The organism is Enterobacter quasimori (genome assembly GCF_018597345.1).
Taxonomy (GTDB): Bacteria; Pseudomonadota; Gammaproteobacteria; order Enterobacterales; family Enterobacteriaceae; genus Enterobacter; species Enterobacter mori.
The window spans coordinates 53,643-65,986 of record NZ_JAHEVU010000005.1; the positions used below are offsets into that span (position 1 = coordinate 53,643).

At 57.1% G+C, this 12,344-nt stretch carries 12 protein-coding genes; 6 read left to right on the plus strand and 6 right to left on the minus strand.

Annotation, left to right across the window (positions count from 1 at the left end):
- Positions 1-19: 19 nt before the first annotated feature.
- Genes yigB through lptM form a run of 5 tightly spaced genes read right to left on the minus strand, consistent with a single transcriptional unit; the run spans position 20 to position 3,403 of the window.
- Positions 20-736, minus strand: coding sequence for a 5-amino-6-(5-phospho-D-ribitylamino)uracil phosphatase YigB (yigB, locus tag KK102_RS18315; RefSeq protein ID WP_126546350.1), 717 nt, complete (start codon positions 734-736; stop codon positions 20-22).
- Positions 736-1,638, minus strand: a complete 903-nt coding sequence (xerC, locus tag KK102_RS18320; RefSeq protein ID WP_024907983.1) for a tyrosine recombinase XerC — start codon at positions 1,636-1,638, stop codon at positions 736-738. Before xerC ends, yigB begins: the two co-directional genes overlap by 1 nt.
- Positions 1,635-2,342, minus strand: a complete 708-nt coding sequence (locus KK102_RS18325; RefSeq protein WP_216358170.1) for a DUF484 domain-containing protein — start codon at positions 2,340-2,342, stop codon at positions 1,635-1,637. Before KK102_RS18325 ends, xerC begins: the two co-directional genes overlap by 4 nt.
- A complete protein-coding gene (gene dapF, locus KK102_RS18330) occupies positions 2,339-3,163 on the minus strand; it encodes a diaminopimelate epimerase (protein ID WP_010426314.1) in 825 nt (274 codons plus the stop codon). The genes KK102_RS18325 and dapF overlap by 4 nt, the downstream gene beginning before the upstream one ends.
- 36 nt (positions 3,164-3,199) lie before the next feature.
- Positions 3,200-3,403: an LPS translocon maturation chaperone LptM gene (lptM, locus tag KK102_RS18335; protein WP_042716806.1), complete on the minus strand. Its 204-nt coding sequence runs from the start codon at positions 3,401-3,403 to the stop codon at positions 3,200-3,202.
- A gap of 135 nt (positions 3,404-3,538) precedes the next feature.
- Between lptM and cyaY the strand changes: the two genes are divergently transcribed.
- Positions 3,539-3,859 (plus strand): iron donor protein CyaY, encoded by a 321-nt coding sequence (cyaY, locus tag KK102_RS18340; RefSeq protein WP_045403860.1) that lies wholly within the window; start codon positions 3,539-3,541, stop codon positions 3,857-3,859.
- Positions 3,860-3,950: 91 nt separating this feature from the next.
- Here the strand turns inward: cyaY and cyaA are convergent, their stop codons facing one another.
- Positions 3,951-6,494, minus strand: coding sequence for a class I adenylate cyclase (gene cyaA, locus KK102_RS18345; RefSeq protein ID WP_126545679.1), 2,544 nt, complete (start codon positions 6,492-6,494; stop codon positions 3,951-3,953).
- A 350-nt stretch (positions 6,495-6,844) separates the two neighbouring features.
- Between cyaA and hemC the strand changes: the two genes are divergently transcribed.
- From hemC to KK102_RS18370, 5 genes are all read left to right on the plus strand, one after another.
- Entirely contained in the window at positions 6,845-7,786 is a 942-nt protein-coding gene (gene hemC, locus KK102_RS18350) for a hydroxymethylbilane synthase (RefSeq protein WP_139157908.1), read from the plus strand.
- On the plus strand, positions 7,783-8,523 hold the full coding sequence (gene hemD / locus KK102_RS18355; RefSeq protein WP_216358171.1) for a uroporphyrinogen-III synthase: 741 nt from the start codon (positions 7,783-7,785) through the stop codon (positions 8,521-8,523). The genes hemC and hemD overlap by 4 nt, the downstream gene beginning before the upstream one ends.
- Positions 8,524-8,543: 20 nt before the next feature.
- Complete coding sequence (hemX, locus tag KK102_RS18360; RefSeq protein WP_216358172.1) at positions 8,544-9,737, plus strand: uroporphyrinogen-III C-methyltransferase; 1,194 nt, start codon at positions 8,544-8,546, stop codon at positions 9,735-9,737.
- 2 nt (positions 9,738-9,739) lie between these two features.
- Positions 9,740-10,939 carry a protoheme IX biogenesis protein HemY gene (hemY, locus tag KK102_RS18365; RefSeq protein ID WP_042715887.1) on the plus strand — a complete coding sequence of 400 codons (1,200 nt, stop codon included), beginning with the start codon at positions 9,740-9,742 and terminating at the stop codon, positions 10,937-10,939.
- 171 nt (positions 10,940-11,110) lie between these two features.
- On the plus strand, positions 11,111-12,322 hold the full coding sequence (locus tag KK102_RS18370; RefSeq protein WP_216358173.1) for an MFS transporter: 1,212 nt from the start codon (positions 11,111-11,113) through the stop codon (positions 12,320-12,322).
- The last annotated feature ends 22 nt before the right edge of the window (positions 12,323-12,344 follow it).

Here is a 12,344-nt window from a genome sequence, read left to right on the forward strand (position 1 = left end):
TATACAATATTACTGGTGATTATATCAGCGTCGTGAGGGATGCCAACCGCGAAATTTCCACGTGCGGCAGAAGACGGCTATCCTGCGCGATCATCAGGTCGGCGTTTTCCGGCTTGATCCAGCAGGCCTGCATGCCGCAGCGAATGGCGCCCGCTACGTCCGTGGTCAGATCGTCGCCCACGTGCAAAATTTCACCGAGCGGCAGGTTCATTTTTTCCGCTGCCAGATGATACATATCGCTGAACGGCTTCGAGCGCCCGTGCGGGCCCGCGCGCAGCACGAACTCGAAGTAATCGCCGAGGCCAAACAGCTCCGGCTGGGCGTTACCGTTGGTGATGGCCACCAGCGGCCACTTTTCGGCAAGCTTCGCCAGCGTGTCGTGGGTTTCCTGCGGCACGTCGATACGGCTGCGCCATTTGGCGAAGTTTTCCATGGCCGCTTCGGCACCGATGGCCGCGTCCTGCACGCTCAGACCCACGTTGAGCATCGCCTGCTCTACCGCACGACGACGCCATTCGGTCACGTCGTGGTAAATGTCCGGCTCGGTCTCCCGCAGGGACTGGCGCAGCTTCTGGAAATCCTTGTTCTGTATCGCCTTCAGCGCGGGATGGTAGTTCTGCACGAACGCCAGCGACTCCTGCTCGGTACGCAGGATCACCTCGCGGTTGTCATAAAGGGTGTCATCAAGGTCAAACGTCAGAGCTGAGATCTGACCGAGTGGGCGGTAAAAACGCATTATTTCCCCCGTTTGGCGCGTGGATGCGCCGCGTCATACACCGAGGCAAGGTGCTGGAAGTCTAAGTGGGTATAAATTTGTGTGGTCGACAGGTTCGCGTGGCCAAGCAGTTCCTGCACGCCGCGCAGATCGCCGCTGGATTCCAGCATGTGGGTGGCGAACGAGTGGCGCAGCTTGTGCGGATGCACGTGGCTGTTCAGCCCCTGCTTGATGCCCCACTCCGCAAAGCGCTTCTGCACGTTACGCGCCGAGATCCGCTTGCCGAGTTTCGACAGGAATAGCGCATCTTCGTCGGAGCCAAACAACCCGCGCAGATCCAGCCAGTGCTCAATCCAGGAGACCGCATTGCGGCCAATCGGCAGGCGGCGCTCTTTGCTGCCCTTACCCATTACCCACACTTCGCCAGATTCCAGATCGAGATGCTTGAGGTCAAGGTTGACGAGTTCAGACAGACGTAGCCCGGCACCGTACATCACCTCCAGCATCGCGCGGTCGCGTACGGCGAGCGGATCGTTGAGATCGATATCCAGCAGGCGGTTTACGTCATCGACGTCGATATTTTTCGGCAGATGGCGCGGCGCCTTCGGCGTGGCGATCCCCTTTGCCGGGTTGGCTTTTAAGCCCCCCTGGCTCACCAGCCAGTCGAAGAAGCTGCGCAGCGCTGAGAGCCTGAGCGCCAGGCTCGCCGGGCTGAGGTTTTTTTTACGGCTACGCACGACGAACCCGCGTACCGTCGCAGCATCACATTGTTGCCAGCTTTTCAGGCCGATTTCGTCGGCGATCTGCATGATGGCATCAAGCTGACGCTGATAGTTAAGCAACGTAATGGGGCTAAGCTGACGCTCCACGCCGAGATAGCGCAGAAAGCGCGAGACGTCAGTGGCGAGCAGTCCGTCCGTCATACGCGCTCAATCCAGCGCTCCAGCAGCTCGGGCAGCATCAGGGCGATCTCCTGCAGCAGGTGCGTGGCTTGCCCTTGCTCATAGTGATGCGCATCGCGGCTGGTAAATAACATGACCCCCAGATCGCCGTCGCGCCCCATCAGCGACATCGCCACCGAGCCAATCGCTTTGGCTTCCGGTAATACCACCAGCAGCTCAGGCCCGTTAAGCGGCCCCAGATAGTGGTGCTGATGGCCCAGACGCTGAATGCGCAGCGGCTCAAACGCCTGACGGCTCAGCGCCAGATGGGTAAACCCCGACGGCGCGCCGATGCGCCAGCGATCCGGGAACAGGCGGATCGTCGCGCCTGCCAGCCCAAGCTCGCGCGCCCAGCGGTGGAAGCGGCTGAGGAATTCTTCAAGGCTGTGCGCCGAGGCCAGACGCGCCTGCAGGTGCAGCAGACGATAAAACAGGCTCTCGTTATTGCTGGCCTGCTCCATCAGCAGCATCATGTTCTCTTCAAGCTGGTTGATGTGCTTGCGCGAGCGTGCCATGTGCCATTCGACCAGCGACACGGTTTCACGAACCGGATGCGGTACGCGCATCTGTTCAACGACGCGCGCATTGCGGATAAAAAACTCAGGATTGTTCAGCAGGTAATCAACAACAGCGCTGTCATCCAGTTCCGTCATTATTTCCTGCAGTTCTTCCCCTGGTTGTTTCATAGATGGATAAACCCGTCATAAACATGTGTCGCCGGGCCCGTCATATACAGTGGATGACCCGGTCCTTTCCAGGCGATATCAAGCCGACCGCCCGGTAATTCCACGCGAACCTCTTCTGCCAGTAACCCCTGAGAGATGCCCACAGCAACTGCCGCACAGGCACCGCTTCCGCAGGCCTGGGTTTCGCCCGCGCCGCGCTCGTAAACCCGCAGACGGATGTGCTCACGCTTCACCACCTGCATAAAGCCGATGTTCGCGCGCTCCGGGAAACGTTCATGGCTTTCCAGCACCGGGCCGAGCGTTTCAACCGCGGCAGTTTGCACATCATCAACCTGAATCACACAGTGAGGGTTACCCATCGAGACGACGCCGCACAATACTGTCTGCTCGGCCGCACGCATAATATAGGTCTTTTCCGCTTTGTTTGCGCGGAACGGTACGGCGGAAGGCTCGAAGTTTGGCTCGCCCATATTCACGCGTACCAGCTCGTCATCGGTCACGCTGAGCACCATACGGCCGTTCGCAGTACTGACGCGAATATCGCGCTTGTTGGTCAGCCCTTTCAGGCGGACAAAGCGGGCAAAACAGCGCGCGCCGTTGCCGCACTGGTTAACTTCGCTGCCGTCAGCGTTAAAAATACGGTAGTGGAAATCAAGATCGGGATCGTACGGCGGCTCGACCACCAGCAGCTGATCGAACCCCACGCCCACGTGCCGATCCGCCAGGCGGCGAATCAGCTCCGGGGAGAAAAACACATTCTGCGTTACCGCGTCGACGACCATAAAATCGTTGCCAAGGCCATGCATTTTAGAGAACTGCATCATTTGCTCCATTGCGCGGGTACAGAACGTAATCTGTCAGAGATTAACCTGAGTCGGGCCACCGTTATCGCCGCGATCGTTAGTATCTGGCGTAGTTGACTCAATGCCGCTTTGCACCGGTTTCGTTGGCGGCGGTGCGTTTTTATCCTCTGGCGGGAAGTACAGCGGTCCTTTCAGTCCACAACCCGTCAGGCTAAACAGCGTGATGAGAACGGCAAGCGTTCGGAAGACGTTTTTCATTATCAAGTTGCTCGTAAGTTCAAATCTGTTTCTATCATCGCAGGAGAAGACACAAAAGCAAGAGTTTGCCGCTTTCCTGCAACGGGAATTATTTAGCGTTATACTGCCGCCATCACGAAAAACAGGAACAAAACCATGAACGACAGTGAATTCCATCGCCTTGCCGACACCCTGTGGATGACCATCGAAGAGCGCCTGGACGACTGGGACGGCGACAGCGATATCGATTGTGAAATCAACGGCGGTATCCTGACCTTAAGCTTTGAAAACGGCAGCAAAATTATTATTAACCGCCAGGAGCCGCTTCACCAGGTGTGGCTGGCCGCGAAACAGGGCGGCTATCATTTCGATCTGAAAGACGGGGAATGGGTTTGCGACCGTAGCGGCGTACCGTTCTGGGATCTGCTGGAACAGGCCGCGACCGCGCAGGCGGGTGAGGCGGTGAGTTTCAGGTAGTTTCTGTGCCGGGTGGCGCTTACGCTTACCCGGCCTACGGGTTCGAGCGGTTGTAGGCCGGGTAAGCGTAAGCGCCACCCGGCGAAAAGGCTCAGGAGAAATACTGCTGCAACAGCGGCGCGGTGTCCTGATTGGCAGGTGCGGCAGGCGTGACGGCCTGGGTGCGGAACGGGATCACCTGCGCACGCCCGTCGACGTTTACGATCTGATAGAACTGCGGCAGGTTGAAGTTAATGAAGCTTGAGCCGTAGGTAAAACGGTCATGCGAAGAGGAATAGAAGCGGCTGACGTCGCGCACCAGCTCCTCTTTGCTACCTTCACAGTGGTGATACACCTCGGCGCGGTTAGTCTCATCAAGGATATAGATATTAAAACCGGCATCCTCGCCTGACTCTTCGAAGAAGAACTGAATAATCCCTTCGCTCGCAAAACCATCCACTACCTGCGGCAGTTTGACATGGTTGGTTTCAACCTGCACCGACAGGCCATGCAGCTTGTTGTGCGAAATCGCCCCGTAGAACTCGATGGCATTTTCCAGCTTCTGTACCGACACGTTAAGGCGCTCGAAGAACAGCCCCCAGGTCTGGCCGGAGACGCGTAGCGCTTTGAAGCGCCCGGTTTCGTGGCGGGTGCTGGAAAGACGCAGTTCGATGCACTCAGAGACCAGCTGCTGCACGCGGGTACGAATCAAACCGCGCAGGTGCTGGCTGTAGCAGAACACTTCGACGCTGTCCGGCGGCGCGGCGTCCTGATGCATCTTGCCAAGAATGGTTTTCAGCGCTTCGATCATCGCCTGCTCGCCGTTGAAGTGCAGGGTACGCACTTCGTTCCACGAATTGCGGTAAAGCAGATCTACGCTGCCCACCAGGCAGTTTTGCTGCTCGCCAAAGCTGAAGACGTCCAGCTTGCGGAAGTCAAAATGGACCACCTGATTGCGGAAGGCCGCCGTCGGGTCGTACTCCAGGTTGACGATAATCGCCAGATGGCGAATCTCGCACGGGCTGTAGAGCGCTTTTGGCGTTGGCGCAGGCAGACGCAGCGGGAAGTGGTGCGAGACGTCAGCGACCATCTCCTGCAGCTTGGCTAAATCAACCACCTCATTGCCTTTGATAAACAGGCGCGTGCGCGAGGTCAGCAGGCCGTTAAACCAAGCCCAGGCCACCAGCTTGTTCAGATAGCGGTTATACTCCAGCGGCTGATGGCTGATGATGGAATCCATGCTTGGCGCACGGTTGTACAGATACCACCCGGTGCGGTTTGCGCGGCCCGGTGGCACAAAGATAAAGGTCAGATTCGGCTCTGACAGGTCAGGTGAAATCTGCGGGTTCACCAGGGTGACTTTACCCGGCAGCGCTTCAAACGCCGCGTACAGCTTACGGGTCAATACCCCGATGTCCTGCGGGCTGGCGGAAACGCTGAGGTTGTTACGGCGCGCAAAGCGGATCAGATTACGGTAGCTTTGCATCATTGCATCGAGCAGTTCGTTGTGCGCTTCACGCACCTGATCGATCTTCCAGTTGGCGCGGTTGTCGAGCATGGACAGACGCGCTTCGTCCCATCCCCACTCTTTGACTAACTGACTGACCACTTCACGACGCCAGCCCACGCAGGCGCGTTCGCGGCTCAGTTTTTCACAGACTTTGAGATAGAAACATCGACGCACCAGATCGAGACGCGTGGTGTCATCAATGGCTTTCAGGTATTCGGTAACGCGTTCCAGCATCATGCAGTAGGCATCAAGCCCGTAGGAGACAATCTCCCCGTCGTGCAGACGCTGTTTGATGTCTTTCGCCAGCAGGCGCGGCGTAGGGTATTCCCAGGAATAGGCTTCCAGCAGCAGCGTTTTCAACACCGCTTTGTACGGTGAGTCGATGCTCTTATAAAGCTGCCAGAGGCTCGCGCCAAAGTACTCTTCAGCGGACAGAGAGCTGAGGCCCCCCAGATCCAGCCATTCGTTTGGCGTCAGTACGCCCTGCGAATAGAGCGACATGACGTAATCGTCGTAATGCTCTTCTTCATCGCACGGCACCATATTCCACAGAATACGCTTCCCGGCAAGGCGAACGGCAGTACGGTAGAATTCATCCAGCAGTAAGATGTGCTGAGTCGAGCCGCAGTCTTCACCACCCAGACTGCCGCTTTCGTTATGGCGGAAACGGTTTTCATCAATCAGGAAGAAGCTCACTTCCACGCCGAGCGACGCCGCCCAGCTTTCCAGCAGGCTGCATTTACGCTGCAGCAGCTGGCGCTCTTCGTTATCAAGCCAGGATTGATGGCAGACCCAGATATCCAGGTCAGAGGAACAGCTTTGCCCTACCGATGAGGTGCTCCCCATGGAGTAAACGCCCGTGATGGGCAGTTCACCTTTCGGAGAAACCTGAGGCGGCATGCCGCGGTAGAGTTCGAGCTCGTTCAGATAGTGCTGTTGGGTTTCATCAGGCGTGAAAAGGCAAATGCCCTGGGGAACGTTACCATCGAGGTAACCCGGCATCAGCGGATGGTGATAGTGCAATAATGTCGGCAGCAGACTGTATACCTGCTGGAAAGCAGGGCCCATGGCAGCAAGCGCGCGATCCACGCGCAGTTGATTTATGGCATCCAGTCTCTGTTTCAGAGTCTCAATATAGAGGTACAAGACGTATCGCCTGATGTTTCCGGGTGTCGTAAGCTATTCAAAACACGAATAACAGCGAGCCCGCAGTATTTCAAAAAGATAACCGTTACCCTTCTTTCGCCCTTATCATTATGGTGGTACCGACGAAAAAATGGTCTAAAACGTGATCAATTTAACACCTTGCCGGTTGACCGTAAAGAAAGATGCACTACATAAAAGTGTAGCACCGTTCTGTACGTGTAAATTCCTGAATACGGCTACGGCAGACAAATACGCCGCCTTGTCCCTCTCACCCTTCATCAACCGTAAAACTGCCATCCCAGAGTCAACAATGTTAGGATGGTTAGCGATTGATAATGACGGTAACAAGCATGTTAGACAATGTTTTGAGAATTGCCACACGCCAAAGCCCACTTGCGCTCTGGCAGGCACATTATGTGAAGCAGCGCCTTGAAGCCTGCCATTCCGGATTGCGCGTCGAGCTGGTGCCGATGGTGACGCGCGGTGACGTGATCCTTGATACGCCGCTGGCGAAAGTCGGCGGAAAAGGCTTGTTTGTCAAAGAGCTGGAAATGGCCTTGCTTGAGAACCGTGCTGACATCGCCGTGCACTCCATGAAGGATGTGCCCGTTGAATTCCCGGAAGGGCTGGGGCTGGTGACCATCTGCGAACGTGAAGATCCGCGCGATGCGTTTGTCTCCAATCAGTATGATTCTCTTGACGCGTTGCCGGAAGGCAGCGTGGTTGGCACGTCCAGTTTACGCCGTCAGTGTCAGCTGGCTGAACGCCGCCCGGACCTGGTAATTCGCTCGTTGCGCGGAAACGTGGGCACGCGTCTGGGCAAGCTGGATAACGGCGACTACGATGCCATTATCCTCGCCGTTGCCGGTCTGAAGCGTCTGGGGCTGGAATCACGTATTCGCGTCGCATTGCCGCCAGAGCTGTCGCTCCCGGCCGTGGGCCAGGGTGCGGTGGGCATTGAGTGCCGTCTTGACGATGCGCGCACGCGCGAGCTGCTTGCACCGCTGAACCATGACGAGACCGCTATCCGCGTAAAAGCGGAGCGCGCCATGAACACTCGCCTCGAAGGCGGCTGTCAGGTGCCAATTGGCAGCTATGCTGAATTAACCGACGGTGAGCTGTGGCTGCGTGCGCTGGTTGGCGCGCCGGACGGTTCACAGATGGTGCGCGGCGAACGTCGCGGCAAAGCGCAAGATGCCGAGCAGCTTGGCGTGTCGCTGGCGGAAGAATTGCTAGATAACGGCGCCCGCGAGATTCTGGCTGACGTTTACAATGGAGAACCCCCTGCATGAGTATTCTTGTCACCCGCCCTTCTCCCGCAGGAGAGCAGTTAGTGAGCCGTCTGCGCGCACTGGGGCAGGTGGCCTGGAGTTTTCCGCTCATTGAATTCTCCCCCGGTCGGGAGCTGTCCATGCTCGTCGACCAGATGAATGCCCTGCAGGAAGGCGACCTGATCTTTGCGCTGTCGCAACATGCCGTGGAATTTGCCCGTGCGCAGTTGCAACAAGCAGGGAGAGAGTGGCCAACTGCTCCCCGCTATTTCGCTATCGGGCGAACAACCGCACTGGCCTTACATACCGTGAGCGGAGCAGACGTTCGCTACCCGTTAGATCGGGAAATCAGTGAAGTCTTGCTACAATTACCTGAATTACAAACTATTGCCGGAAAACGTGCGCTCATTTTACGCGGTAACGGTGGACGTGAACTGTTGGGTGAAACGCTGCGGGAACGCGGGGCTAACGTCACGTTCTGCGAATGCTACCAGCGTTGTGCGAAACACTACGATGGCGCGGAAGAGGCGATGCGCTGGCACATGCGCGGCATCGATACCCTGGTCGTAACCAGCGGTGAAATGCTGCAGCAGCTATGGTCGCTTATTCCACAATGGTATCGTGAGAACTGGTTACTCCACTGTCGGCTTCTGGTCGTCAGTGAGCGTCTGGCGAACCACGCCCGGGAACTGGGCTGGCAAGATATTCGGATCGCTGATAACGCCGACAACGATGCGCTGCTGCGCGCATTACAATAACTCTCAAATGGGAAGCCATAATGACGGAACACGAAAAATCCTCCGCCGTGGTTGAAGAGACCAGGGAGACTGTGGATACAACCCCACAGCCAGAGACGACAGAGAAAACCGCTGAGAAGAAAAACGGCAGCAACAAAACCAGCCTCGCGCTGAGCGCAATTGCCATCGCCATTGCCCTGGCGGCAGGCGTTGGCCTGTACGGTCTTGTTAAGCAGCAAGGCTCTAACCAGACGGCCACCAGCGACGCGCTGGTCAATCAAATTACCGCCCTGCAAAAAGCGCAGGAGACGCAGAAAACCGAGCTGGAAAGCGTGATCAAACAGCAGGCCGCCGCGCTTGCCGATGCGAACAGCAAACGGGAAGAGTTGACCAAACAGCTGAGCGAGGTGCAGGAGAAAGTCGCCACGATTTCCGGTACCGATGCCAAAACCTGGCTACTCTCTCAGGCTGATTTTCTGGTGAAACTGGCCGGTCGTAAGCTCTGGAGCGATCAGGACGTTACCACTGCCGCCGCGCTGCTAAAAAGCGCCGACGCGAGCCTGGCAGACATGAACGACCCAAGCCTGATCGCCGCGCGCCGCGCGATTACCGAAGATATCGCCAGCCTGTCTGCGGTGTCACAGGTGGATTACGACGGCATTATCCTCAAGGTGAACCAGCTCTCGAACCAGATTGATAATCTGCAGCTGGCGGATAACAACGACGACGACTCCCCGATGGATTCCGACGGTACCGAGCTTTCCAGCTCCCTGAGCGAATGGCGCATAAACCTGCAGAAAAGCTGGCAGAACTTTATGGACAGCTTCATCACCATCCGCCGCCGCGATGAAACCGCCGTGCCGCTGTTAGCGCCGAACCAGGATGTCTATCTGCGCGAGAACATCCGCTCCCGCCTGCTGGTTGCGGCACAGGCGGTACCGCGTCATCAGGAAGAGACCTACAAGCAGGCGTTGGATAACGTCTCAACGTGGGTGCGTGCGTATTACAACACGGATGACGCGACGACCACGGCCTTCCTGGAAGACATCGATAAGCTGAGCCAGCAAAACATCACCATGAACGTGCCGGATAAGCTGGAAAGTCAGCCGATTCTGGAGAAGCTGATGCAGACGCGCGTGCGTAACCTGCTGGCCCAGCCCGGCGTTCCGGCGGAAGGCACGGCTGAAGCACCGGCCGCCGCGCCAGCGCCTGAAAGTGCGCCACAAGGAGAGTAATGATGCTAAAAGTCCTCTTACTCTTTATCCTGCTGATCGCCGGGATCGTCCTGGGGCCGATGCTCGCAGGTCATCAAGGCTATGTGCTGATCCAGACTGATAACTACAACATCGAAACCAGCGTTACCGGCTTAGTGATTATCCTGATCCTCGGCGTGGTGGTGCTGCTTGCTGTGGAATGGATCCTGCGCCGTATTTTCCGCACCGGGGCGCATACCCGCGGCTGGTTCGTTGGCCGTAAGCGCCGTCGTGCCCGTAAGCAAACAGAACAAGCGCTGCTGAAACTGGCCGAAGGCGATTATCAGCAGGTAGAAAAGCTGATGTCGAAGAATGCCGATCACGCAGAACAGCCGGTGGTGAACTATCTGCTGGCCGCTGAAGCGGCACAGCAGCGCGGCGATGAAGCCCGTGCCAATCAGCACCTTGAGCGCGCGTCCGAGCTTTCACCTAAAGATCCGATTCCGGTGGAGATCACCCGCGTTCGCCTGCAGCTGGCGCGGAATGAAAACCATGCGGCGCGCCACGGCGTTGACCGACTGCTGGAAATCACCCCACGCCATCCCGAAGTGCTGCGCCTTGCTGAACAGGCCTACATCCGTACCGGTGCCTGGGGTTCACTGCTGGACATCATTCCTTCGATGGCAAAAGCAGACGTCGGTGACGATGAACATCGTGACGAACTGCAGCGCATGGCGTGGATTGGGCTGATGGATCAGGCGCGCGCCGACCTGGGCAGCGACGGCCTGAAAACCTGGTGGAAGAATCAGAGCCGTAAAACGCGTCAGCAGGTTCCTCTGCAGGTGGCGATGGCGGAACATCTGATTGAATGTGACGATCATGACACTGCGCAGGAGATCCTCCTCGACGGTCTGAAGCGCCAGTACGACGACCGCCTGGTAATGGTGATCCCGCGCCTGAAAACCAATAATCCTGAGCAGATCGAAAAAGTGCTGCGCCAGCAGATCAAAACCGTGGGCGACCGCCCGCTGCTGTGGAGCACGCTCGGTCAGTCGCTGATGAAGCACGGCGAATGGCAGGAGGCGAGCCTCGCCTTCCGCGCGGCGCTAAAACAGCGTCCGGACGCGTTTGACTACGCCTGGCTTGCGGATTCACTGGATAAGCAGCATAAGCCGGAAGAGGCCGCCGCCATGCGGCGTGACGGGTTGCTGTTGACGTTGCAAAATAACGGTAACCAGCCGTAATTGAAATGGAGGCCTTTAGGCCTCCTTTTTTTATCTTCACTCTCCTGCTACATTCATTGCATCTTCCGCAGGAAACGAACCCGCCAATGTAACGATCGCTTTTCATTAACCCCTTTTTCGCACACGCGCATTTTGCAGCGTGGAGTAAAACGTTTTTGAAAGGAAATCGTCATGAATTCGCTTTTGTATGCGCTTATTGAAGCGCTGCGCTGCCACCGCTGGCTGCGCCTGCTTGCCTGCGCGTTTATCTTCTCTTCACTGGGGAATGGTTTGACCCAGGTTGTTGTTTTCGGCTTACTGCTGCAGTGGGCAGCACCACCGGTGCTGCTGACGCTCGCTTTTCTTTTTGCCACGGTGCCAGGATTCCTCGGCAGTATGATCGGCGAAAAATTGTGCTCTCGATTTTCCCCGTTGTCTTTGCTGATTCTGACTGAGGTACTGGGATTGCTCGCACTGACCTTTCCCTCTCTCGGCGTGCATTATCACAGCATACCCGCCCTGCTTGCCATGCAATCCGCTGAAGCATTATTGAGTGGGATCGGCTGGCCTGCGCTAACGCTGCTGTTCAAACGCGGCCTAAGTGATGCCGAGCTGCCTGCCGCAACCGTTCTGGAGAATCTGATATTTGCTTCTCAAGTCCTTTTGGGAACCGGACTTGGCGTCGTGCTTTTTCAGAAAATGCCGGTCGTCGATTTGCTGGCAATCGATGCCGCCAGTTTTCTGGGATCGCTCTTGATGCTTCTGCTGGCGAGGCGAGTGTTTGCGGCACGGATAAAACCCTCTCCCACCGACGCTCACGCACTCGTCGCGCTACGTTGGCAGAGGCTAACCCAGCGGCAAAAACGCTGTTTGCTCCTGCTGTCAGCGCTGGCTGCCGTAGGCTCACCCGCTATGGCGTTACTGCCCGCCCTGGCGCAGGAGATACAGCCTGAGAATGCGGCAGGTCTCGCGCTGCCCCTGCTTTTCGCCAGGAGCATGGGGCAGCTTTGCGGTCCAATGTTGCTCAAGAGAGACAGTCTGACGCGCGTCGCGACCCAACCTCTCCTGCTGATGGGCTACCTTGCTCTCTTTCTGGCTGCTTATGGGGTGCTTCCGCTGTTATCCGGCTGGGCTGTGCCCGCGCTGGGAATGATCTTCATTGCACATCTGGCGTCGAATATTGTATTTGCGGCAGGTACGTTTGGGGTGCTTAGTAACTTTCAGATGGCCCAGATTTCGTCAGCAAGCAGTAAAGCCTGGCGCTGGCAAACGCTTAGCGCTTCCCTCTTTACTGGCCTCGCAGCGATGGCAGCGACAGCGTTCGGGGCAGTTGAGGCACTGTATATGGTCTCTGGCACCGCGCTGCTTTTCGTTACGCTGGTACTGAGGCGTTTCAGTGATTAAGACATAAAAAAACGCCTGCTAT